This is a genomic window from Polaribacter pectinis (genome assembly GCF_014352875.1).
GTDB classification, from domain to species: Bacteria; Bacteroidota; Bacteroidia; order Flavobacteriales; family Flavobacteriaceae; genus Polaribacter; species Polaribacter pectinis.
The window spans coordinates 1,119,178-1,142,474 of sequence record NZ_CP060695.1; the positions used below are offsets into that span (position 1 = coordinate 1,119,178).

24 protein-coding genes are annotated in these 23,297 nt (G+C 29.0%); 14 read left to right on the forward strand and 10 right to left on the reverse strand.

Translation table 11 applies throughout. From position 1 onward, the window contains the following. Positions 1–28 precede the first annotated feature (28 nt). From tpx to ribB, 6 genes are all read left to right on the forward strand, one after another. Positions 29–526, forward strand: a complete 498-nt coding sequence (tpx, locus tag H9W90_RS05290; protein WP_187483413.1) for a thiol peroxidase — start codon at positions 29–31, stop codon at positions 524–526. A 4-nt stretch (positions 527–530) separates the two neighbouring features. Further along, positions 531–911: a diacylglycerol kinase family protein gene (locus tag H9W90_RS05295; protein WP_187483414.1), complete on the forward strand. Its 381-nt coding sequence runs from the start codon at positions 531–533 to the stop codon at positions 909–911. Positions 912–953: 42 nt separating this feature from the next. Then, complete coding sequence (locus tag H9W90_RS05300) at positions 954–3,413, forward strand: DNA translocase FtsK (protein ID WP_187483415.1); 2,460 nt, start codon at positions 954–956, stop codon at positions 3,411–3,413. Between the two features lie 33 nt (positions 3,414–3,446). Beyond that, positions 3,447–4,103 carry an outer membrane lipoprotein periplasmic chaperone LolA1 gene (lolA1, locus tag H9W90_RS05305; protein WP_187483416.1) on the forward strand — a complete coding sequence of 219 codons (657 nt, stop codon included), beginning with the start codon at positions 3,447–3,449 and terminating at the stop codon, positions 4,101–4,103. A gap of 97 nt (positions 4,104–4,200) precedes the next feature. Beyond that, positions 4,201–5,646, forward strand: a complete 1,446-nt coding sequence (locus tag H9W90_RS05310) for an LptF/LptG family permease (protein ID WP_187483417.1) — start codon at positions 4,201–4,203, stop codon at positions 5,644–5,646. A 4-nt stretch (positions 5,647–5,650) separates the two neighbouring features. Continuing rightward, entirely contained in the window at positions 5,651–6,796 is a 1,146-nt protein-coding gene (gene ribB / locus H9W90_RS05315) for a 3,4-dihydroxy-2-butanone-4-phosphate synthase (protein ID WP_187483418.1), read from the forward strand. 72 nt (positions 6,797–6,868) lie between these two features. Here the strand turns inward: ribB and pepE are convergent, their stop codons facing one another. Continuing rightward, positions 6,869–7,573, reverse strand: coding sequence for a dipeptidase PepE (gene pepE / locus H9W90_RS05320; RefSeq protein ID WP_187483419.1), 705 nt, complete (start codon positions 7,571–7,573; stop codon positions 6,869–6,871). 59 nt (positions 7,574–7,632) lie between these two features. Here pepE and H9W90_RS05325 point away from each other — a divergent pair, with 59 nt between their 5' ends. The 7 genes from H9W90_RS05325 to H9W90_RS05355 all read left to right on the forward strand — a co-directional run bounded on the left by H9W90_RS05325 (position 7,633) and on the right by H9W90_RS05355 (position 15,645). Then, positions 7,633–8,166 carry a lipocalin family protein gene (locus H9W90_RS05325; protein ID WP_187483420.1) on the forward strand — a complete coding sequence of 178 codons (534 nt, stop codon included), beginning with the start codon at positions 7,633–7,635 and terminating at the stop codon, positions 8,164–8,166. Between the two features lie 114 nt (positions 8,167–8,280). Then, the gene (locus H9W90_RS05330; protein WP_187483421.1) at positions 8,281–9,063 is read left to right on the forward strand and encodes a BamP family beta-assembly machinery protein; all 783 of its coding nucleotides are present in this window, start codon (positions 8,281–8,283) and stop codon (positions 9,061–9,063) included. A gap of 9 nt (positions 9,064–9,072) precedes the next feature. Beyond that, complete coding sequence (locus H9W90_RS05335) at positions 9,073–9,879, forward strand: peptidase associated/transthyretin-like domain-containing protein (protein ID WP_187483422.1); 807 nt, start codon at positions 9,073–9,075, stop codon at positions 9,877–9,879. 29 nt (positions 9,880–9,908) lie between these two features. Then, positions 9,909–10,406: a DUF6702 family protein gene (locus H9W90_RS05340; RefSeq protein WP_187483423.1), complete on the forward strand. Its 498-nt coding sequence runs from the start codon at positions 9,909–9,911 to the stop codon at positions 10,404–10,406. Between the two features lie 70 nt (positions 10,407–10,476). Next, complete coding sequence (locus H9W90_RS05345; protein WP_187483424.1) at positions 10,477–12,603, forward strand: M1 family metallopeptidase; 2,127 nt, start codon at positions 10,477–10,479, stop codon at positions 12,601–12,603. Between the two features lie 179 nt (positions 12,604–12,782). Further along, entirely contained in the window at positions 12,783–14,987 is a 2,205-nt protein-coding gene (locus tag H9W90_RS05350; RefSeq protein ID WP_187483425.1) for a M1 family metallopeptidase, read from the forward strand. A gap of 286 nt (positions 14,988–15,273) precedes the next feature. Then, on the forward strand, positions 15,274–15,645 hold the full coding sequence (locus H9W90_RS05355) for a hypothetical protein (protein WP_187483426.1): 372 nt from the start codon (positions 15,274–15,276) through the stop codon (positions 15,643–15,645). A gap of 141 nt (positions 15,646–15,786) precedes the next feature. On the opposite strand, the gene H9W90_RS05360 is transcribed toward H9W90_RS05355, so the two are convergent. Together H9W90_RS05360 and H9W90_RS05365 are read right to left on the reverse strand one after the other, a co-directional pair. Next, a complete protein-coding gene (locus tag H9W90_RS05360; protein ID WP_187483427.1) occupies positions 15,787–16,602 on the reverse strand; it encodes a lysophospholipid acyltransferase family protein in 816 nt (271 codons plus the stop codon). 53 nt (positions 16,603–16,655) lie between these two features. Beyond that, positions 16,656–17,285, reverse strand: a complete 630-nt coding sequence (locus H9W90_RS05365) for an NUDIX hydrolase (RefSeq protein ID WP_187483428.1) — start codon at positions 17,283–17,285, stop codon at positions 16,656–16,658. 82 nt (positions 17,286–17,367) lie between these two features. Here H9W90_RS05365 and H9W90_RS05370 point away from each other — a divergent pair, with 82 nt between their 5' ends. Further along, a complete protein-coding gene (locus H9W90_RS05370; protein WP_187483429.1) occupies positions 17,368–17,634 on the forward strand; it encodes a hypothetical protein in 267 nt (88 codons plus the stop codon). Positions 17,635–17,751: 117 nt separating this feature from the next. Here H9W90_RS05370 and H9W90_RS05375 read toward each other — a convergent pair whose 3' ends face one another. The 7 genes from H9W90_RS05375 to H9W90_RS05405 form a co-directional block, all read right to left on the reverse strand. Beyond that, on the reverse strand, positions 17,752–18,066 hold the full coding sequence (locus H9W90_RS05375) for a DUF6787 family protein (protein ID WP_187483430.1): 315 nt from the start codon (positions 18,064–18,066) through the stop codon (positions 17,752–17,754). 4 nt (positions 18,067–18,070) lie between these two features. Then, entirely contained in the window at positions 18,071–18,931 is an 861-nt protein-coding gene (lgt, locus tag H9W90_RS05380) for a prolipoprotein diacylglyceryl transferase (RefSeq protein ID WP_187483431.1), read from the reverse strand. 51 nt (positions 18,932–18,982) lie between these two features. Then, complete coding sequence (gene yidD, locus H9W90_RS05385) at positions 18,983–19,225, reverse strand: membrane protein insertion efficiency factor YidD (RefSeq protein WP_187483432.1); 243 nt, start codon at positions 19,223–19,225, stop codon at positions 18,983–18,985. 4 nt (positions 19,226–19,229) lie between these two features. Next, a complete protein-coding gene (cysS, locus tag H9W90_RS05390; protein WP_187483433.1) occupies positions 19,230–20,708 on the reverse strand; it encodes a cysteine--tRNA ligase in 1,479 nt (492 codons plus the stop codon). A 97-nt stretch (positions 20,709–20,805) separates the two neighbouring features. Then, positions 20,806–22,152 carry a hypothetical protein gene (locus tag H9W90_RS05395; RefSeq protein WP_187483434.1) on the reverse strand — a complete coding sequence of 449 codons (1,347 nt, stop codon included), beginning with the start codon at positions 22,150–22,152 and terminating at the stop codon, positions 20,806–20,808. Further along, positions 22,133–22,693 (reverse strand): hypothetical protein, encoded by a 561-nt coding sequence (locus H9W90_RS05400; protein WP_187483435.1) that lies wholly within the window; start codon positions 22,691–22,693, stop codon positions 22,133–22,135. The genes H9W90_RS05395 and H9W90_RS05400 overlap by 20 nt, the downstream gene beginning before the upstream one ends. Next, complete coding sequence (locus tag H9W90_RS05405; protein ID WP_187483436.1) at positions 22,677–23,234, reverse strand: RNA polymerase sigma factor; 558 nt, start codon at positions 23,232–23,234, stop codon at positions 22,677–22,679. The genes H9W90_RS05400 and H9W90_RS05405 overlap by 17 nt, the downstream gene beginning before the upstream one ends. Positions 23,235–23,297: the final 63 nt, after the last annotated feature.

Sequence of the window (23,297 nt, forward strand, 5' to 3'; positions counted from 1 at the left end):
ACTTTTGAGTTTCTAAAAACATACAGAAATGGCAGATATAACATTAAAAGGAAACGCAATAAACACAGTAGGAAATTTACCTGAAATTGGCTCTAAAGCACCAGATTTTAAATTAACTGGCGTAGATTTATCTACTAAAACTTTGGCAGATTTTGCTGGTAAAAAAGTAATTTTAAACATTTTTCCTAGTGTAGATACAGGAACTTGTGCAACTTCTGTAAGAGAATTTAATAAAAAAGCAGCAGATTTAGAAAATACAGCAGTATTATGTATTTCTAAAGATTTGCCTTTTGCTCAAGCCCGTTTTTGTGGTGCAGAAGGAATTGAAAATGTTGTAATGTTATCTGATTTTGCAACAGGAAACTTTGGAAAAGAATATAATTTAGAAATTGCAAACGGACCACTAGCCCACTTACACTCTAGAGCAATTGTTATTTTAGATGAAAAAGGAAATGTTTCTTATACAGAACAAGTTTCTGAAATTGTAGATGAACCAAATTACGAAGCTGCGTTAAAAGCAATCTAACAGAATGAAAAATCCGAATGATGGTTTTTTAAGAGGAAGAATTCGTAGTTTAAAATTTGCCTTGAGAGGAATGTGGCTTTTAATGACAACAGAAGACAGCATAAAAGCACAGCTCTGTATAGCTATTTTTGCCACTATTCTTGGATTTTATTTTGATATTTCTAATGTAGAATGGATGATTCAATTTTTAGCTATTGGCCTTGTTTTAGTTGCAGAAGCTGCTAACACTGCCATAGAAGAAATAGCAGATTTTATTCATCCAGAATACCATAAAAAAATAGGACTTATAAAAGATATTGCAGCAGGCGCACCAAGTTTTGCTGCATTTATCTCTTTAATTGTTGCAGGTTTTATCTATATTCCAAGAATCAATTTATTATTTTAGCAAATACATATATTTACTTTTAAAAAATTACCAAACCATTTAATGGCTAAAAAAAGAACCAGTAAAAAAATAGCACCTATTTCTTCGGATATAAAACCGAGTATTTTCGCTTTTTTAAAAACAAGACAAGCTCAAACAATTTTGGGCTCTTTTCTTGTTTTTTTCTCTATTTTCTTAACAATTGCTTTTATTTCTTTTTTCTTTAATTGGCAAGAAGACCAAAGTACTCTTACAAAATTAACAGATAAAACAGTTAGAAGTAAAAACTTATTAGGTAAAATTGGCGCAAGCTTAAGTCATTTTTTTATCTATAAAGGTTTTGGAATTGGCGCATTTTTAATTGCTTTTCAAGTTTTTTTAAGCGGAATTTATATTATTTTTCAAAAGAAATTTTCTAAAATTATTATCTCTTGGAATTGGGGTTTATTAGCCATGTTATGGATTTCTATAACTTTAGGTTTTCTACATAAAAAATATGCACTATTATCTGGTATTGTAGGTTTTGAAATAAATGAATATTTACAAGCTTTTATTGGTAAAACGGGTTTAACAATTGTTTTAGCTTTCTTTTTAATTGCGTATTTAGTTGTCCGTTACAAACTAACTTTTGATGCATTTATTGAAAAAATGAAGCAAAAAAGAATAGAAAACCAAGAAAAAAGACTTGCTTCAGAAAATGAAACTAAAACTTTAGATGATGATTCAGAAAAAACTGAAAATCAAAATATTGAATTAAAAAATACAATTAAAGAAACAAAAGAAAAATCTGAATTTGAGCTTTCAGTAGAGAATTTAAAACCTACTATTTCTAAACATTCAGATGTTGGTTCTAAAAAAGAAGAACTTACCTTAAAAGTAGAAAAAGAACTAGAACCAGAATTAAAGGTAGAAGAAACTGTTGAAGATATAAATGATGTAGGAATTGATATTGCTATTGGAAGAGAAGAAGAACATTCTACCGAAAACTTATCAGATAAATTAGTAAAAGATTTTGGTGAATTTGACCCAACTTTAGAATTGGCTAATTTTAAATTCCCAACTTTTAATTTATTAAAACAATATAATGAAACAATTTCTATTGACCCAGAAGAATTAGAAGCTAATAAAGATAGAATTGTAGAAACTTTAAAAAACTACAAAATTGGTATTGCAGAAATTAAAGCAACTGTAGGACCTACAATTACTCTATATGAAATTGTACCAGAAGCAGGAATTAGAATTTCTAAAATTAAAAATCTAGAAGACGATATTGCTTTGTCTTTATCTGCTTTAGGAATTAGAATTATTGCACCAATTCCTGGTAAAGGTACTATTGGTATAGAAGTGCCAAATAAAAAATCTACCATAGTTTCTATGCATTCTGTTATTTCATCAAAGAAATTTCAAGAATCTCCAATGGAATTACCTATTGCTTTAGGTAAAACTATTTCTAATGAAACTTTTGTGGTCGATTTAGCTAAAATGCCTCACCTTTTAATGGCAGGTGCAACAGGACAAGGAAAATCTGTTGGTTTAAATGCTGTTTTAACTTCACTTTTATATAAGAAACATCCTGCTGAAGTAAAATTCATTTTGGTAGATCCAAAGAAAGTAGAATTAACTTTATTTAACAAAATAGAGCGTCATTATCTGGCAAAATTACCAGATGTAGAAGAAGCTATAATTACTGACACTACCAAAGTTGTACATACATTAAACTCGCTTTGTATAGAAATGGACAATCGTTACGACTTGTTAAAAGCAGCAATGGTTAGAAACATTAAAGAATACAATGTAAAGTTTAAACAACGCAAATTAAACCCGAATGACGGGCATCAATTTTTACCATATATAGTTTTGGTTATTGATGAATTTGCAGATTTAATAATGACTGCTGGTAAAGAAGTAGAAACCCCAATTGCACGTTTGGCACAACTTGCTAGAGCAATTGGTATCCATTTAATTGTTGCTACGCAAAGACCTTCTGTAAACGTAATTACAGGTATTATTAAAGCCAATTTCCCTGCAAGAATTGCATTTAGAGTAACTTCTAAAATAGATTCTAGAACCATTTTAGATGCTGGTGGTGCAGATCAATTGATTGGTCGTGGAGATTTATTATATACTGCAGGAAATGATATTAATAGAATACAATGTGCTTTTGTAGATACACCAGAAGTAGAAAAAATTACTGATTTTATTGGTTCTCAAAAAGCGTATGCAGAAGCTTATTTATTACCAGAATATGTAGATGATGAAAGTGGCACAACTGTTGATATTGATATAGCAGACAGAGACAAACTGTTTAGAGAAGCTGCAGAAATTATTGTAATTGCACAACAAGGTTCTGCTTCTTTATTGCAAAGAAAATTAAAATTAGGCTACAATAGAGCTGGTAGATTAATAGACCAGTTAGAAGCGGCAGGAATTGTTGGTGGTTTTGAAGGAAGTAAAGCCAGACAAGTACTTGTTACAGATATAGTAGCTTTAGACCAATTATTAGAAAACGAAAAAAATCAATAATCTCTCATTTGCGAGATGACAAGAATTATAATTATGAAAAAAATAGGAATCTTATTTTTAAGTTTATTTATTACAACCATTACATTTTCTCAAGAAGCTGCAAAAGCAAAATCTTTGCTAGATGAAGTTTCTTCCAAAATGGGCGCATATAAAAATATGTATATTGGTTTTAGCCAAACATTAAGTAACGAAGATGCGGGTATAAAAGAAGGAGATGAACCACCAATTAGAGGTGATATTAATTTACAAGGAGAAAAATACAGCCTAAATTATTTAGGTAATAAATTCTTATATGATGGTGAAAAATTATATGTAATTAATACTGATGAAAAGGAAATTTCTATTACTGATGGAGATATGAGTGGAGATGATGGTTTTATATACCCTTCTAAATTACTAACCTTTTATAAAGAAGGATATAATTTTGAAATGGGAGACTTAAAAAATGTTAATGGAAGAAAAATTCAGTTTGTAACTTTAAATCCTATAGATAGCAACTCTGATATAATTAAAGTTGAGTTAGGTATAGATGCAAAAACAAAGCATATATATAAATTAATTCAAACTGGTTCTAACAATTCTAAAACTACATTTACAATTACACAGTTTAAGAGTAACCAACAATTATCAGAAAACTTTTTTAAGTTTGATAAAGCTAAATATTTAAGTCAGAGTTATACAATAGACTAGTTTCAATTAACAGAAATTTAATAGGTTCTTTATTTAGAAGAAACTACTTTTGCAAAACCCAAAATTAAGTTTGGGTTTTTGTTTTGATTACAAGAAAATGAAAATTTTAGACAAATACATTTTAAAAACGTTTTTAAGACCCTTTGTTGCAACGTTTCTTATTGTGCTTTTTGTTTTAGTAATGCAAGTGTTGTGGCAAACCTTCGAAAACATTGCTGGTAAAGGTATTAGCTTACCATTTATTTTAAAATTCTTATACTACACTACCCTAATTATTACGCCACAAGCATTGCCAATTGGCGTACTTTTATCATCAATTATGGCTTTGGGTAATTTGGGTGAAAACTATGAGTTTGCTGCTGCAAAATCTGCCGGAATTTCACTACAACGTTTGGTTAGACCTTTAGTATTTCTTACAATTTTGTTAAGCGGTATCAACTTTTTGTTTCTTAACAATATTTATCCGTATGCAATTTTAAAACAGAAAAATTTATACCTAAATATTAAAAAGAAAAAACCTGCTTTGGCTTTAGTACCAGGAAGTTTTAATAGTGATATTCCAGGTTATCAAATAAAATTTGATGAAAAATACGGAGAAGAAGAAAACTTATTAAAGAAAGTTTTAATTTATGATTTATCTGGAAACAGAGGAAACCAAAAAGTAATTACTGCAGAAAGAGGAAAAATACTATCTGAAGAAGGAAGTAGATACATGACCTTTATTTTATATGACGGTTATTATTATGAAGAACATATAAGATCTAATACACCATTATCGAAACGTAAAAAAATGCCTGCATCTAGTGCAACTTTTGAAGAATATGAGTTAAATATAGATATATCTGATGTTAGTGGAGATTCTGGTCTTACAGATGAAAAATATAAGAATAGCTATAACATGTTAAGTTTAAATCAATTAAAAGACACTATTCCAGATTTAAAAGCAAGTTATGACGAAACATTATCTTTAAGAGCAAAAAATATTTACTCCAGTGTTTTTGCAAAAGAATTATATAAATATCCAGATTCTTTAAAAAATAAAAATGCGAATCCAGTTATTTTAGAAAATTTCGATTTAAAAAGTCAAGTTTCTATTTTAAACTCTGCAACTACCAAAACAAGTAGAGCCTTAAACTCTCTTAAAAATAACATGGCAACTATTAAGTTTAAACGAAAAACATTAAACTTTTTTGACACTGAATATTACAACAGAATTGCATTTTCATTATCTTGTTTAATCTTATTTTTTATTGGAGCACCTTTAGGTTCTATCATTAGAAAAGGAGGTTTTGGTTTGCCTATGATACTTGCCATAGGAATTTATGTAACTTATTTCTTTACCAATACATTTGGTAAAAATTTAGCAGAAGAAAGTTCTATCTCTTCATTTTTAGGTTCTTGGATTGCAGCAATAATAATGGTTCCTTTAGCAATTTTATTAACTAGAAGAGCCACAAGAGATAAAGGTGTTTTTAACACAGATGCTATTATTTTACCAATTACAAATTTCTTTAAAAAATTAACGTCTAAAAAAGACTCTTAACAAAATGACACTACAACAAACAAATAAAGACACAAAATTAAACACCATACAAGAAGCAATACAAGATATTAGAGATGGTAAGGTTATTATTGTTGTTGACGATGAAAACAGAGAAAATGAAGGTGATTTTTTAGCAGCAGCAGAAAAAGCAACTCCAGAAATGATTAATTTTATGGCAACTCATGGTCGTGGATTAATTTGTGCTCCTTTAACAGAAAAACGTTGTAAAGAGTTAGAATTAGGAATGATGGTACACAACAACACAGATCCTATGGAAACTGCATTTACGGTTTCTGTAGATTTACGTGGTAAAGGTGTTACTACTGGTATTTCTGCTGCAGATAGAGCGCTAACCATACAAGCAATAATAGATAAAGAAACAAAACCTTTTGATTTGGCTAGACCAGGTCATATTTTTCCTTTAAAAGCTAAAGAAGGTGGTGTATTGCGTAGAACAGGCCATACAGAAGCTGCTATAGATTTTGCACGTTTAGCAGGTTTACAACCAGCTGGTGTTATTGTAGAAATAATGAATGAAGATGGTACAATGGCACGTTTACCAGAACTTTTAAAAGTTGCCAAAAAGTTTGATATTAAAATTGTTTCTATTGAAGATTTGGTTGCTTACAGAATGGAACATGATTCTTTAATTGAAAAGAAAGAAGATTTTGATATTTCTACAAGATTTGGTGACTTTAGATTAAGAGCTTACCAACAGACTACAAATAACCAAGTTCATATTGCGTTAACAAAAGGTTCTTGGACAAAAGAAGATTCTATTTTAACTAGAGTAAATTCTACATTAGTAAATAACGATATACTTGGAACTTTAACTAATAATGCTGATAAAAAACTAGACCAAATGTTTAAAGTGATTAATGAAGATGGTAAAGGCGCTATTTTGTTTATCAATCAGCAAAATCAATCTCAAAACTTATTAAGTAGATTATCTATTTTAAAGGAAAGTCAGCAAAATGGACAAATGAAAGCTCCAGAAATAAAAATGGATAATAAAGATTTTGGAATTGGAGCTCAAATTTTACACGATTTAAATATCAGTAAATTAAAATTAATTACAAATACACAACAAACAAAACGTGTAGGTATGATTGGTTATGGTTTAGAGATTGTAGATTATGTTCAGTATTAATTAAAAACAACAATAAACAAAGGCTCAATTTTTAAAAATTGAGCCTTTTTGTTTTTATAAATATTACTTTGTTCATCTAAGAGCCACTTCTACTCCACTTTCTAATTCAACAGGTTTCAAATTTTGTTGAAACAACCTTGCAGAATGTTCTCCTTTTAGAGTAATTGAATTACCTTCAACAGAAAGCCAACTTCCTTCACGCAAACCTAACACAGGAACTTCATTAAAAACATGATATTCTTTAATACGTGTTTCTCTTGTTTCTCCCATATGTTTAGAGCCTTCAATAGGATCTAAATAATGAGCGTTAATATTAAAAGGAATACAACCTAAAGTAACAAAGCTTGGCGGATAAACAATTGGCATATCATTGGTATTCATCATACTTATACCACAAATATTACTACCTGCACTAGTTCCTAAATACGGAGTTCCGTTATTAATTACTTTTTTTAAAGTATCAATAATATCGTTTTTATACAACTGATTAACAAGCTCAAACGTGTTTCCTCCACCAGTAAAAATTGCTTCAGCGTTTAAAATTGCGTCATTCACATTATTATATTCGTGAACACCTTTTACATTAATATCAATTTTAGAAAATGCTTTTTGCACAACTTCTGTGTAACCATCATAAGAAACTCCTCCAGGTCTAGCAAAAGGTATAAATACAAGCGTATGAACACCTTTAAAGAAAGTTTTTAAAGTTGGTAATAAATATTCTAGATAAGAACTACCATAAACAGTAGAAGTACTTGCAATAATCATTTTTTTCATACATCAAAAATAGGAATTTTATACAAATTGATTTTTGTACTTTCGTAAAAAGATAAATTATGAAAACAAAAATTTTATTATTTCTAGCACTTGTTACTTTTTTAACAAGTTGTGAAACAAACAACAACCCAACTCTTAACATTACAGATGCAGATTTATTAGGTACCTGGAACTTAACCAAACAAACTATTGAAGACGGAAGCTTAAGTATTACCACTCAAGGACAAACCTTAACTGCTAATTATTCTGGAATAGCAAAAGAGCTTGATTTTAGATATATTTTTTCTGAAAATCCAAATAAATTGAATTTAAATGGAAAATATAAATTTGTTACAACTGCCACTTTTTTAGGTCAAAATCAAGTTGAAGAACAAGAAATAGATACAGATTTATCTCCCATAACTTCAGTAGATTGGTCTTTAAATGGTAATACAATTTCAATTACTGAAAACGGAAATTTACCAACAGTTTTAAATGTTGAAGAGTTTTCTACTAACTTTTTAAGATTAAAAGGTGAGATTAATGAAACCGAAACTGATAATGGTGAAACTGTTACCATAAAAGCAACTATATATATCGAATTAGAAAAATAAATTTTAGTTATTTTTCATATTAAAACATCGCTATTTGCGATGTTTTTTTATTTAACATAAGTTTACAATTCCATTAATACACTTTTAAGAAGCACTTCTACTTTCTTTGTAGTGATGAGAAAACTATTTATATTAATTAGTTCGTTTTTTGTAATAACTACAATTAACGCACAAGAAAAAAGAACAATTTTAAAGGGAAAAGTTGTTTTAGATAGCCTAATTATTGCAGATGTTCATGTTATAAATACAAATACTGATATTGGTACTATTACAAATGATAACGGTTATTTTGAAATTCCAGTAAAATTAGGAGATAGCCTTTTAGTATCTCATATTAACCTACAAGAAAAATTCATTCTAATTACAGATAAAATTTTATCAGATATAAATTTCACAATTTCAATAAATGAAAAAACGTATACTTTAAATGAATTTACTTTAGAAAAACCAAGAAGTATTTTTTATCAAGATAAAGAAATTACCACATACAATGGCCCAGTTGTAAATGCTGAAACTTTAAGATTGCCTTTTGCAAATACTAAAGTGGAAAAAGATAATTCTATTGTAAAATTTAAATCTGGTGGAGTTGTAAGTATAGACAATTTAATAAATAGTATTAACGGAAATAACAAAAGACAAAAGCTACTAAAAAAACTAGTAGATGAAGATGATTATCTTTTAAAAATAAGAAAAAAATATACAGACGATTTTTTCATTACAGATCTAAAAATTAAAAAAGAATATATCAATCAGTTTTTAAATTATTGTGTAGATAAAAACATAATTAGTATCTTTAAGAATGAGAATAGCATTAACTTAACAAAACTTTTAATAAGAGAAGGAAAAGATTATCCGCATAAAATATTAAACGAAAATTTATTTTTAACAAAAAAATAGCACAACTATATGGCAAAAAAAATACTTTTAACATTTCTATTAATTTCATTATCAACCACTTTTTTTTCACAAAAAAGAAAAACAGTTATCAATGGAAAAATACTTGACTCTGTTGGTGTTGTTAAAAATGCCAATATTATTAATTTAAATACCAATCAAGGTACATTTTCTTCAGACAATGGTGGCTTTCGAATATTTGTATCTGAAGGAGACTCTTTAAGAATTTCTTCTGTACAACATATTGCCAAGAAAATTATCATCACAAAAAATAATTTAACAGATAAAAATTTAACCATTATTTTAAAATCTAACACTTATATTTTAGATGAATTCGATTTAAAAAGACATAATTTAACAGGCAGATTAGGTATAGATACAAAAGATGTTCCCAGCAACAGAAAAGACTCTTTATTAAGAGAAGCAATGGATTTCTCTAAAGTAAACATGAAAATTGTAGAAGGAGATGATTATATAGATAAAAGAGTTAGACCACAAGTAGTTAATACAGATCCAACAGCTAATTTTGTTGGAGTTGGTGCTGCCGCAATTATACCTTTTAAATACTCTGAACGCTTATGGGCATTAAGAAAAGAATTAGCCATTAAAAAAGCATTTCCTTATAAAATATTATCTGAATTAGGTGAGAAATTTTTCTTTGAAAAACTAAAAATACCAATAGAAAAGTACTTTCATTTTTTAGAATATTGCAATCCTTTAGGTATAGAAAAACTACATAAAGAAGGTAAGAATTTAGAAGTAATTAAAATTTTACAAAGAGAAAGTATTAGTTATTTAAAAATCATAGAAAAAGAGTAATTTGGCGCAATAATTGATTTATACCTTTCATGAGAATTAACAAAACATTTATCCTCGTATTAATAATTCCGCTTCTTTCTTTTTCTGCACACAAGTATTATTTAAGTTTAACGCAGATTAATTATAAGAGCGAAGCTAAATCTGTACAAATTATTATTAATGTTTTTATGGATGACATAGAAACTGCTTTAAACAAAGACTATAATATAGATTTACAACTTACTACAGAAAAAGAATTAAAAAATAATGACGTATATTTTGAAAAATATTTACGTAACAAATTGCATTTTAAAATTGATAACACTGCTAAAGAGTTCAACTATATAGGTAAAGAATATGATGGAGATTTGGTCTATTTTTATTTAGAAATAGAAAATATCGAAAACGTAACAACTATTGATGTATCTAATAAAATATTAACAACACATTTTCCAGAACAGCAAAACTTAATTAAGTCTAAAGTAGGTAAAAAGCATAAAAGTATTATGTTAACTGCCAAAAGTGATAAAGGTTTGTTAAAATTTTAACCTTTTTTAACTTTTCTATTTAGGATTCCTTAATTTGTACGAGAATTAATTCAACTTAATTAAGTACAAAATGAAAAAAATATCTTTACTTCTATTTTCAGTGTTTTTTGTTGCTACATCTTTATTTTCACAAGAAAAGCAGATAACAAAACAAGGGCACACAAATCAGAATAAATTTAAGCAATTAAAAGATGAGTTGGCAACACCAAATAGCCAACGTACAGCTTCTGGTGCTCCAGGTAAAAACTACACACAACAAAAGGTAGATTATGCTATGGACATTGTGTTGGACGATGATAAACAAAGAATTTCTGGAAACGAAATTATTACTTATCATAATAATTCTGCAGATGAACTTGCTTATTTATGGGTGCAATTAGACCAGAATATGCGTGCAGCAGACTCTAAAACTCCAGATATTCAATCAGGAAAAATTCCAAAAAAATTAAGTAAAAGTAGATTTAATAGAAATTTTCCAGAAACACCTTTCGATGGTGGTTTTAAGATAATGAGTGTTAAAAACATGAATGGTAGTGATTTATCTCATACAATTAATCAGACCATGATGCGAATTAATTTAGCCAAACCTTTAGCTTCTGGAGAAACTTTTAAGTTTAAAATTAAATGGTGGTACAACATTAATAACCACAGAACAGATGGTGGAAGATCTGGTTTCGAGCACTTTCCTGAAGACGGAAACAACAACTATGTAATAGCGCAGTTCTACCCTAGAATGTGTGTGTACGACAATGTAGAAGGTTGGCAAAATGATCAGTTTTGGGGAAGAAGTGAGTTTGCCTTAGAATTTGGAGATTTTACAGTAAATATTACAACTCCAGATGATCACATGTTAGGGGCAACAGGTGTTTTACAAAACCCAAAAGATGTTTTTTCTAAAACAGAATTAAAAAGAATTGAAAAAGCAAGAAAGACGTTTGATAATCCTGTAATAATTAGAACCCAAGAAGAAGCTACAGAAATTGAAAAAAGTAGATCTACAAAGACAAAAACATGGAAATTTGTTGCTAAAAACGTTAGAGATTATGCATTTGCAACTTCAAGAAAATTCATTTTCGATGCAATGGCAGTGAACATTAATGGTAAAACTGTAATGGCAGAATCTTTATATTCTAAAGAGGCAAATCCTTTATATGGAGACCATTCTACAAGAGCGGTTGCACAAACTTTAAAAACATATTCTAAATACACATTCGATTATCCATATCATAAAGCAATTTCTGTTGATGGACAAATGGGAATGGAATATCCACAAATTTGTTTCAACCCAGGAAGACCAAATCCAGATGGAACTTATTCTGACAGAGTAAAATATAGAATGATAAAAGTAACTATTCATGAAGTAGGTCATAACTTCTTTCCAATGATTGTTAATTCTGATGAAAGACAATGGACTTGGATGGATGAAGGTTTAAATTCTTATATGGAAATGTTGGCAGAATTAGACTACGACAAAGATTTTCCAATTGTAAGAGGTTATCCTAAAAATATTGTAAAATATATGAGCGGAGATCAATCTAGAATTGCTCCAATTATGACAAAAGGAGACAATGTTTACGAATTTGGAAATAACGCCTACGGAAAACCTGCAACTGCATTATGGATTTTGCGTGAAACAATAATGGGTAAAGAATTATTTGACCACGCTTTTAAAACCTATTCGCAAAGATGGATGTTTAAGCACCCTACTCCAGCAGATTTCTTTAGAACAATGGAAGATGCTTCTGGTGTAGATTTAGATTGGTTTTGGAGAGGATGGTTTTACACAACAGATGTAACAGATATTGGTATTAAAGGTGTTAAAAAATATCAAACAAATGTAAGTGATGATTCTGTAGAATTTGTAGAAGACACTTCAGGTGGATTAAGTTTTACAAATAAAAACACAGATTCTAAATTCCATTATGAAATTACTTACAACAAACCAGGTGGTTTGGTAATGCCAATTATTGTAGAATTTACATACAAAGATGGTACAAAAGAAAGAAAAACTTATCCTGCACAAATTTGGAGATATAATGATACAGAAGTTACAAAGGTATTTTCTTCAACGAAAGAAATTACAAATATTACCATAGATCCAGATTTAGAAACTGCAGATGTAGATACCTCTAACAACAGTTTTCCTAGAGAAAAAGAAAATAAGTTCGAGAAGTTTAAAAACAAAATCAAAGGATAATATTTCCTGCTATTTTTATAAAAGCGATATTTTAATATCGCTTTTTTTTTATCTAATAAATTTAAAAAAATTAGAGAACTAAAATAATTGGTAAATATTTGTTAAAAAAACCCTCAAATTTTAATCATTAGCTAACTTATCCTTAATTTCGTTCACATTTTTTAATCAAATCAAAATAAATGAAAAAAATATCTTTATTAGTATTTTCTCTTTTCTTTATTAGTTTTTCAGCTATAGCGCAAGAAAATCAAAAAGAAGAGAAGAAAACACAACAAGGGCACACAGACCAAAACAAGTTCAGACAAATGAAAGATGTTTTGGCAACCCCAAACGATCAACATGCAGCTTCAGGTGCACCTGGTCATCAATACACACAACAAAAAGTAGATTATGTTATGGACATTCGTTTAGACGAAAGTGCAAACAGAATTTATGGTGATGAGGAAATTACATACCACAATAATTCTAAAGATCATTTAGAATATTTATGGGTACAGTTAGACCAAAACATGAGAGCTGACGATTCTAAAACTCCATTAGCAAAATCTAACAATGCATCTGCTTTTATTACTCCAGACAATTTTAAAAGTTCTTATATGGAACAAAAGAAAGGTTTTGGTTACAATATTACAAAAGTAGAAAGTGATGGTAAACCTTTATCACACACTATTAACAGAACCATGATGCGTATTAATTTACCAAAAGCTTTGGCTCCTGGTAAAACATTCGAATTTAGAATTCAGTGGAATTACTTAATCAATGATATTAATAAAGATGGTGGACGTTCTGGTTTAGAAACTTTTCCTGACGGAAACAACAACTATACAATTGCTCAATTTTTTCCAAGATTAGCTGTTTATAATAATGTAGAAGGATGGCAAAATATGCAATTCTGGGGACGTTCAGAATTTGCATTAGAATTTGGAGACTACGAAGTTAATTTAACTGTACCTGCAGATCATATTGTAGAAGCTACAGGATCTTTACAAAACGAAAAAAATGTGTTAACTAAAACACAAAGAAATCGTTTAGAAAAAGCAAGAAAAACTTTCGACAATCCAGTAATGATTGTTACCCAAGCAGAAGCTGAAAAAGCAGAGAAAGGGCGTGCAACAGGAACCAAAACATGGAAATTTAAAGCGAAAAACGTAAGAGATTATGCTTTTGCAACTTCTAGAAAATACATTTGGGATGCAATGGCTGTAAACATTAACGGTAAAACTGTTATGGCAACTTCTTTATATCCTAAAGAAGGAAACCCTTTATGGGAAGAGCACTCTACAAGAGCAGTCGCTACTACTTTAATAGAATATTCTAAATTAACTTTCGATTATCCTTATCCTAAAGCAGTTTCTGTACATTCAGAAAGACAAGGAATGGAATACCCAATGATTTGTTTCAATTTTGGTAGACCAAATCCAGATGGAACATATTCAGACAGAACTAAAAAAGGAATGATTGGTGTAATTGTACATGAAGTTGGACACAACTTTTTTCCAATGATTGTAAATTCTGATGAAAGACAATGGACTTGGATGGATGAAGGTTTAAACTCTTTCGTAGAAATTTTAGCAGAAGACGTCTATGATGCAGAATTATTTGCTTCAAACCCTGCAAAAGATATTACAAGATATATGGGTGGAGATCAGTCTAACATCTCTCCTATTATGTCTCAAGGAGATTATGTAAAACAGTTTGGGCCAAATGCATATTCTAAACCTGCTGCAGGTTTATACATATTAAGAAAAACAATTATGGGACCAGAATTGTTTGACCATGCATTTAGAACTTATTCTCAAAGATGGATGTTTAAACACCCAACTCCAGAAGATTTCTTTAGATCTATGGAAGATGCTTCTGCAATGGATTTAGATTGGTTTTTTAGAGGTTGGTTTTACACTACAGATGTTACAGATATTGGTATTAAGAACGTTAAGCCTTTATATTTAACTGATAAACCAAGTGAAAGAGTAGAAAAATTAAAAGTACAGTACAAGCAATATTTCGATGGTTTAGGAGATTTGGTATATATTACTGATAAAAAAGAAGATGCTAACGCTACAGCTATGAATAAATATGCTGATGGTAAAGAAGTACCTTCTTACATCTATTCTGTAGAGTTTGAAAAACCAGGAGGTTTAATAATGCCTCTTATTGTTGAATTAACATATGCAGATGGTACTACAAAAAGAGAAACTTTCCCAGCACAAATCTGGATGAAAGATGATACAAGTGCAAAAAGAGTATTTGCATCTACAAAAGAGATTACAAAAATTGTTGTAGATCCAGATTTTGAAACTGCAGATGTAGACACTTCTAACAACAGCTGGCCAAAACCAGAAGCTGATAAATTTGAACAGTTTAAAGATAAAGTAAAACAATAAATAACTTTTAGTAATTTATACAGTAAAGAAGCCTCACTAATTTGTGAGGCTTTTTTATGTAAAATGTTTTTTACATATAAATTTTTATATAATAATTAAAGACTTTTTTTTTAGATAAAAATCGTTAATTAAAAAGTAAATCAATGTAAATGAACTAGTTATAAAAATACCTATTTCTAGGTATTGATTTCATAATAGTTGTATATATTTTTGTTTAAATGTAAAAATTAAACTTATGAAAAAAGCAATTACGGCTATTTTAATTGTAGCAAGTTCAATAATACTAATGTCATTTACTTTAAATAAAAATGATAATGAATTAACATCAAATAGGAGGAGTTTTTCCTTTGAAAATGAGTTAACAAATTCTGATTGTTGGTGGGACGAAACCTTTAATAGAAATTTTAGAGGAAAAAGAGATGCAGCTTGTGGCTCTCGTACTTCCTTAAAAATATGGTATACAAACCCTTATCCTTATTCAATTAGAGTTGCTTTTTATTTAAGAGATACTAATGGTAATTTAAATTCAACGAGTCCATATGTAATTAATGTAAAACCAGGCAAAACTGTATATCATCATAAATGCTATTCAAATGGTAGATACACTATACTAGCGGCAAGATCTGGTTCAAATTGTACATTCCCTAAATTAAATTAGTTTTAAAATTCAATTTTCTGGAGTAAATACTATGTGAATATAAAACAAGATTGATTAGCTAATCATAAAAAAAGCATCCAATTTACTGAAACAAATTCAGCAAATTGGATGCTTTTTTTTTATACATTTTAAAGAATTAGTTTAAGACCAAAACTCACGTTTTTTATTTAACTCTTCTTCTTCTTTAATATATTCTTCTGCTTCATTAGGAGATAATACTTTTAAAAATGAAGGATGCTGTTCAATTGCGTACTCAATCTTTGTTACTATTTCTGCAATGTCTTCGTTTTCATAATCTATTTCTAACGGTTCTTTAATAACCATAGATTGTAAAACATTACGCTTTTTTATATTTAATCCTTTTTTATCAAAAGAACGTCTAAAACCGTCTATAACAATTGGTACAACAATTGGTTTACAAGTTTTTATAAGATGTGCTGTTCCTCTTCTAATTGGTTTAAAAGGCGTAGTTGTTCCTTGAGGAAACGTAATTACCCAACCATCTTTTATGGCTTTAGAAATGTTAGAAATATCAGAGTTTTTTACTTGTCTGTTTACGTCTTTACCTTTGCTTCTCCACGTTCTATCTATAGAAACGGAACCTGCATAGGCAAATATTTTTGGTAAAATACCAGATTTCATAGTTTCTCCTGCAGCAACAAAATAGATGTTCAATTTTGGATTCCAAATATACCCAACATTTTTTATGGTATCATCTCTACCACTTAAAGAAGCGTTAAATACATGAAACATAGCTGCAACATCTGCAAAATACGTTTGATGATTAGAAATAAACAACACATTTCTTTCTGGTAATTTTCTTAAAATTTCTGATCCTTCAATCTGTAAATTATTAAACTTACGATATCTTCCATGAGAAATTAGTCCAAAAATTCTTATGATCATCTTTTTTAAAAATAAGATATGACCAAAGATATTCCTCTTAAATAAGGGCATTATAGTTTGTTTTTACTTGGTTTATAACAAATTTACAAAACTATTAACAAAGTTTAAAGCTTTAAAAGTTCTTTAATTTCCGAAAGCATCATAGCAGTTGCTCCCCAAACAATATTATTGTTAAGTTTAAAGCAAGGTACATCAATTTTATCCATGTAAGATGTACTTAAATTAACAGTTGTTAAATAAGCATCATTTAATAAATCGGCTACTAAAACTTCTATGGTTTTTTCTACTTCATAATTGGTAGTAAAAAGAGGTTTTTCTTCTACAAAACCTATAAAAGGAGTTGCTAAAAAATTACTTGGTGGTATATATACATCTGTTAGTTCTCTAATAATTTCTACAGAATTGGGCATAACTCCTACTTCTTCAAAAGCTTCTCTTAAAGCAGCTTCTTCTAAATTTGCATCGGAAGTATCTAATTTACCACCAGGAAAACTTATTTGTGCAGAATGTGTGCCTTTATAACTTGCTCTTTCTGTTAATAGAAAAGTTGTTTGATTGTCTTTATTTGGATAAAACAATGCCAATACTGCAGCTTTTCTTGGGTTATTTGCTTTTATTTTATCTGCATCATACCTTAAACGAAGTTCTGGCGCAAGTTTAAATTGTGCTTCTAAACCTCCTAATTCTAAAGACTTTAAAGATTCTATTTTTTGTATAAATTGATTAAATTTCACTTGAAATATCTATTTTTAGCTAAATTATGGCTTTCTTTAGAAATTGAATATTTTTTGGCAAGAAATTTGAATAGACTAAAGTATGAATAACAAATACAAAAAATTAGCTGCTAGTCTTGTTTTAGATGCTATTGGTTTTATACCAATTCCTTTTTTAGATTTAGCTTGGGCACCACTTTCTGGTTATATAATGACAAAAATGTACAAAGGAAAAGAAGGTAAAGTTGCCGGTATTATTTCTTTTTTAGAAGAGATACTCCCGTTAGATATTATACCAACATTTACTATTATGTGGATTTATAGTTACGGAATTAATAAAAGGAAAAACGAAGAAATTATTGAAGTTTAAATAAGTTCTCTTAATTGCTATTGGTTAGTAAATGAGCGCGTTAGGGATTGAAACGACATCCTTTTTGCTTTTTCAGCAAAAAGATATAGTGGAAAGCCCGTTAAAACGCCCTAAAAATTAATCTTCTTTAGTTTTAAACAAGAAGCCTAAACCTAATCTACTTAAAAACTTCTTTTCGAAAGCCCAAAAGAATTTGAATTGCCCAAATAACCAACCCACAATTGGTAAGGTTAATTGATAAATTGGGAAGATTAATAAAATTCTTAATGGCCAATAAATAAAACCAGATATAGTATCAGGATTTAAGCCTAAAAAATTAGTGACAGGTTTTGCAACCCAAGCTGCAAACGAACCATTAATTGCAAAAACTATAAATATTGCTAAAAGAGACCAATTACTTTCAATTCCCCAGCGTTCTTTTAATTTATCCATAAACTTATTGAACTTCTTTTTTAGATTTCCTCAACATTAACCAAACTCCTATTAAAACTAAAGGAATACTTAAAACTTGACCTGTATTTAGCGGACTGAACAACCATTCTTCTCCTCTTTGTTGAACTTGAGGTTCTTTTAAAAATTCTATTACAAAACGTAAAGACCAAAGAACTACCATAAATAAACCAAAAAGGTACCCTATTTGTTCTCTTCTTTTTGTTTTCCAGAATAAGTGCCACATTACAAAAAATAAGGCTAAATAACTGAACGCTTCATATAATTGTGTTGGGTGTCTTGCTGTGGTTTCTCCTGCTGCTTTAAAAATGACTCCAAAATTAGATCCTGTTTCTTTTCCGTAAATTTCTGAATTGAAAAAGTTACCCAAACGAATGAAAAAGCCAGCTAAAGCAACCATAATAGCCAATCTATCTAAAATAAATAACCATGGTTTCTTTAAGTGTTTTTTTGCATAGAAATACATTGCAATAGGAATACCAATTGCTGCTCCATGACTTGCAAAACCTGTAAAACCTGTAAATTTCCAACCTTTTATAATGCCGAATAAAGAGTCGTTTGCACTTTCTTTTATTGGTAAAAATATTTCTAATAAATGATTTTGGTAATAATCCCAACTATAAAAGAAAACATCGCCTAAACGCATTCCTATTAACATCGAAATAAAAACGTACATAAATAATACGTCTAACTTTTCTAATGGAGTTTTATCGTCTATATAGATTTTTTTCATTAATCTTAATCCCAATAAAAAAGCCGCTACAAACATTAAACTGTACCAACGAACTACAAAAAAACCTAAATCTATTCCTATAGAAGGGTTCCACTCAATTGCTAAAAAACTCATACTCTTTTATTCAAAGTTTAAAATTTATAATTCAAAGTTAAAATATAACTTCTATTTTTTTTCTTCTAATTTTTCTGGAACAGGATCATAACCACTTCCTCCCCAAGGATGACAACTAAAAATTCTTTTTAACGCTAACCAACCTCCAGAAAATAAACCGTGTTTTTGTAAAGCTTCTATTGTGTAGTGTGAACACGTTGGAGAATATCTACAAGTTGCGGGTGTAAATGGCGAAATTGCTGTTTGATAAAAACGAACTAACAAAATAAATGGATATGAAAGTATTTTTTTCAAACGTTTAATTTACTGAAAACGTTGTACCTTCTTTTCCATCTTTTAATTGTATACCTAATGCAATTAATTCGTCTCTAATTTGGTCTGACAATGCCCAATCTTTATTTTCTCTTGCTTCTTTTCTCAATTTAATTAACAACTCCACTACTCCATTTATCTTTTCTGAATTGTCTTGAGAATTTTCATTCATTAAACCTAAAACATCAAAAACAAAACTATTTAAAGTCGTTTTTAATTCTTCTACATCTTCTGAAGTTAAACTTGCGTTTTTCTCTTTAATTTGATTGATTAATTTTACAGCATCAAACAAATGTGAAATTAAAATTGGTGTATTAAAATCGTCGTTCATTGCAGCATAACAATCTTTTTTCCAATTTTGAACGTCGAATGTTGATGTTTTTTCAGCTTCAATTTTATCTACAAAATTAACAGCTTCCATTAATTTAGCATGTCCTTTTTCTGATGCTTCTAAAGCGTCACCAGAAAAATCTAAAATACTTCTATAATTGGCTTGCATGTTAAAAAAACGAACTACAGATGCTGAAAATGCTTTTGGTAAAATATCGTTTTCTCCTGATAAAATTTCGTTTGGTAAAATAAAATTTCCTGTCGATTTTGCCATTTTCTGGCTATTTAACAACAACATGTTTGTGTGCATCCAATAATTTACTGGAGTTACGCCAGAACATGTTTGCGATTGTGCAATTTCACATTCGTGATGTGGAAATTTTAAGTCCATTCCTCCTCCATGAATATCGAAACTTTCGCCTAAATATTTTGTACTCATTACAGAACATTCTAAATGCCAACCAGGAAAACCATCGCTCCAAGGAGAAGGCCAACGCATAATATGACGTTCTTCTGCTTTTTTCCAAAGTGCAAAATCTTGTGGATTTTTCTTGTCTGATTGCCCGTCTAAAGCTCTTGTATTATGAATTAAATCTTCCACTTTTCTTCCTGAAAGAATTCCATAATGATTTGTCTTATTATATTCTAAAACATCAAAATAAACAGAACCATTTACTTCATACGCTAAACCTTTTTCAATGATTTCTTTAATCATTTCTATTTGTTCAACAATATGTCCAGTTGCAGTTGGCTCTATACTTGGTGGTAAAAAGTTGTAGTTTTTAAGCACATTATGAAAATCGACTGTGTAACGTTGCACAACTTCCATTGGCTCAATTTTTTCGATACGTGCTTTTTTCGCAATTTTATCTTCGCTTTCATCATCATCGTTTTCTAAATGCCCAGCATCTGTAATATTACGCACATAACGTACTTTGTAACCTAAATGCAATAAATATCTATAAACAACATCAAAAAACATAAAAGTTCTTACGTTTCCTAAATGTGCATTGCTATAAACTGTTGGCCCACAGACATACATGCCTACGTAACCTTCTGTTATGGGTTTAAAATCCTCTTTCTTTTTAGAGAGAGAATTGTATATTTTCAATTGATTTTCTTTGTAGCGTTCCATTAAAAAAGTGACTATTTACAGTGGATAAAGATAGGCACTTTATAGAGAATAGAGAAATGGAATTTAAGTGAAGTTTAATAAAAAGTGAAGAGGCATTTTACTTAATAACAATACTACTATATTCACCATTAACTTTCAGTAAATTAGCTGTTTTGTTATTGTTTTTAAAATATTTTACACGTTCGTTATTTAATTTTACTTTATTTACTTGGTATTTAAAATTCGAATGAACTTCTCCTAAATTAAGAATTGCTTCAGAATTACTTAAATTTAAAACAAATTCTCCAAAATTTGGATTGAAACTCTCAACTGTAACTTTCCCGAATTTATCAGAAAAATTTACGTCGTTATTTATTTTTATAATTTTAATTTCCGAAGAATTATTACGCATTGTAGAATTTGTAACTGATGCTATTTTAGCATCAGTTACATTGTTTAAAAATAAAGTACAAGCGTTTAAACTATTTATATTCACTGGAGAATAATCTACAGTTAAACGACCTCCAATTAGATTATTAGCATCAAAAGCACCATATTTTACGTTTCCAGAAGCAACTGTGTTTGGCAACTTCACTTTACAATGTTTCGTATTTAAATTGAATGTTGCACCTTTTGGAACTTTAATTTCCAATCTTTTTTTAATCTTAACTTTTTTACCATTAATGATTACATCATCATCATTAGAACCAAAGTTGAATTTCATATTTTTTAAAGCTTCTTTTGCTTTTTCCAAACCTTTTTTAATTTCTTCTTTATTGATATTCTTCATTTGAAGCTTCGCTTTTTCTAACGATTCCTTCAACTTATCTTTATCTATTACTTTTATATCATTTCTTTTTTTTCTGAAAGACTTTTTTAAATCCTCATATTTTTTACTTTTCTTAAATTTCTCCCATTCTTCTTTCGTTTTTATAATAATGTGTTCATCATCATTATGATATTCAAAAAAATATCTCCCTTTTCGTTCCATATTATCTTCTAAATCTTCCATTGAACCAAAATCGAAGTCAAAGTCGAAATCAAAATCCATATCAGGAATTACAATAGCATCCATATCTGGCATTTGAATGTCGATATCTGGCATAACAAAATCGAAATTCATGTCATTAAAAAAAACAAAATCTTTACCATTAGAAATGTTTCCTCTAGATTTAATTTTTACTTTTTTACTGTTTCCTAAAGCTTCAAAATTCCAGTTTTTAAAATACTTTTCTGCATCTTCTTTCGAGATTCCTTCAACTTCTATAAACGCTTCTACTTGTACTTCGTTTTTAGACCAAGTTGTTACATTAATATCGGTGTTTGTAGCATTTATTGCTACTTCTACATCTTTATTTACTTTAAAATTTTCAGTAATTTTTTTATCAAACTTTTGTGCAGAAACTGTTCCTAAAAAACAGATTGCTAAAAGCGTGAAAATTGGTTTATATAATTTGTGTATCATTTTGTGTATTGTTTAAATTTTTGAGTTCTTTTAATTGTTTTTTCAAACGTTTTAACAGCTGTAAGCGCAATTGTAAATTACTAATTAGTGCATCTATTGTAGAATCGTTAACTCCTTTTGTATTGAGCTCTTTGGTTAACGATTTGTATTCTTTTGTTAATTCTGCAATTTTTGATAAATAACCATCAATAATTTCTTTGTTTTCGTCTGTTAATTCTAACTGACTAATTTCTAAATTGATGCTGTTTATATAATACTTTTCTATAGTTTCGAATTCTGGAGAAATACTTCCTAAACTTATCTCCTTCGTAACATTTTCTATTGGTTGTTCTATATTTTTAGTTGGGTAAAATTTAATTCCCAAACTAATTAACAATACTATAGATGATGCAATAGACAACCATTTAAAGTTTTTCTTTTTAGGTTTTTGTTGATGCATTTCTGCCATCAATAATTTTTCAAATTTATTAGCATGATTTGCAGATAATTCTATATTTGGTTCTTTATAACCTTTTATTTCTTCTCTAATATCTTGCTGCATAACTCGTGTTTTTTAACTGTTCCTTCAATAATTTTTTTCCTCTTAACAAATGTGTTCTTGACGTATTTTCTGTGATATTTAATACTTCAGCTATTTCTTGATGATCGTAACCTTCTAATAAATACATGGTTAAAACCAATCTGTATTTTTCTTTTAAATTGTTAATTGTTTCTACAATTCCATCAACAGAAATATCACTTTCTATAGTCCAATTTTCTTCATTTTCTACTTTATAAACTTCATCATTAATTGAAACCAATTCTAATTTATTTTTCTTTAAATAATCGATACTTTGGTTGATAACAATTCTCTTTAACCATGCTCCAAAAGCGACTTCGTTTTTGTAACTTTCTATGTATTTAAACGCTTTTATAAAAGCATCTTGCATAACATCTTCTGCAATAAATCTATCTTTTACATACCTATGAGCCACTACCAACATTGCTTTACAATACAAATTGTACAGTTGCATTTGCGACTTTGCACAATTATTTTTGCATAAGTCAATAATTGGTTGATGTAATTGTTTGGTTGGTTTCATTAAAACTTTCTTACTCTATAGACGACACATTTTTTGGAGTGTTGCAAAAAATATGATTAAATT

Coding starts and splice junctions, on each gene's coding strand:
- tpx (WP_187483413.1), top strand. CDS start 29: ATGGCAGATATAACATTAAAAGGAAACGCAATAAACACAGTAGGAAAT.
- H9W90_RS05295 (WP_187483414.1), top strand. CDS start 531: ATGAAAAATCCGAATGATGGTTTTTTAAGAGGAAGAATTCGTAGTTTA.
- H9W90_RS05300 (WP_187483415.1), top strand. CDS start 954: ATGGCTAAAAAAAGAACCAGTAAAAAAATAGCACCTATTTCTTCGGAT.
- lolA1 (WP_187483416.1), top strand. CDS start 3,447: ATGAAAAAAATAGGAATCTTATTTTTAAGTTTATTTATTACAACCATT.
- H9W90_RS05310 (WP_187483417.1), top strand. CDS start 4,201: ATGAAAATTTTAGACAAATACATTTTAAAAACGTTTTTAAGACCCTTT.
- ribB (WP_187483418.1), top strand. CDS start 5,651: ATGACACTACAACAAACAAATAAAGACACAAAATTAAACACCATACAA.
- pepE (WP_187483419.1), bottom strand. CDS start 7,573: ATGAAAAAAATGATTATTGCAAGTACTTCTACTGTTTATGGTAGTTCT.
- H9W90_RS05325 (WP_187483420.1), top strand. CDS start 7,633: ATGAAAACAAAAATTTTATTATTTCTAGCACTTGTTACTTTTTTAACA.
- H9W90_RS05330 (WP_187483421.1), top strand. CDS start 8,281: ATGAGAAAACTATTTATATTAATTAGTTCGTTTTTTGTAATAACTACA.
- H9W90_RS05335 (WP_187483422.1), top strand. CDS start 9,073: ATGGCAAAAAAAATACTTTTAACATTTCTATTAATTTCATTATCAACC.
- H9W90_RS05340 (WP_187483423.1), top strand. CDS start 9,909: ATGAGAATTAACAAAACATTTATCCTCGTATTAATAATTCCGCTTCTT.
- H9W90_RS05345 (WP_187483424.1), top strand. CDS start 10,477: ATGAAAAAAATATCTTTACTTCTATTTTCAGTGTTTTTTGTTGCTACA.
- H9W90_RS05350 (WP_187483425.1), top strand. CDS start 12,783: ATGAAAAAAATATCTTTATTAGTATTTTCTCTTTTCTTTATTAGTTTT.
- H9W90_RS05355 (WP_187483426.1), top strand. CDS start 15,274: ATGTCATTTACTTTAAATAAAAATGATAATGAATTAACATCAAATAGG.
- H9W90_RS05360 (WP_187483427.1), bottom strand. CDS start 16,602: ATGCCCTTATTTAAGAGGAATATCTTTGGTCATATCTTATTTTTAAAA.
- H9W90_RS05370 (WP_187483429.1), top strand. CDS start 17,368: ATGAATAACAAATACAAAAAATTAGCTGCTAGTCTTGTTTTAGATGCT.
- H9W90_RS05375 (WP_187483430.1), bottom strand. CDS start 18,066: ATGGATAAATTAAAAGAACGCTGGGGAATTGAAAGTAATTGGTCTCTT.
- lgt (WP_187483431.1), bottom strand. CDS start 18,931: ATGAGTTTTTTAGCAATTGAGTGGAACCCTTCTATAGGAATAGATTTA.
- cysS (WP_187483433.1), bottom strand. CDS start 20,708: ATGGAACGCTACAAAGAAAATCAATTGAAAATATACAATTCTCTCTCT.
- H9W90_RS05395 (WP_187483434.1), bottom strand. CDS start 22,152: ATGATACACAAATTATATAAACCAATTTTCACGCTTTTAGCAATCTGT.
- H9W90_RS05400 (WP_187483435.1), bottom strand. CDS start 22,693: ATGCAGCAAGATATTAGAGAAGAAATAAAAGGTTATAAAGAACCAAAT.
- H9W90_RS05405 (WP_187483436.1), bottom strand. CDS start 23,234: ATGAAACCAACCAAACAATTACATCAACCAATTATTGACTTATGCAAA.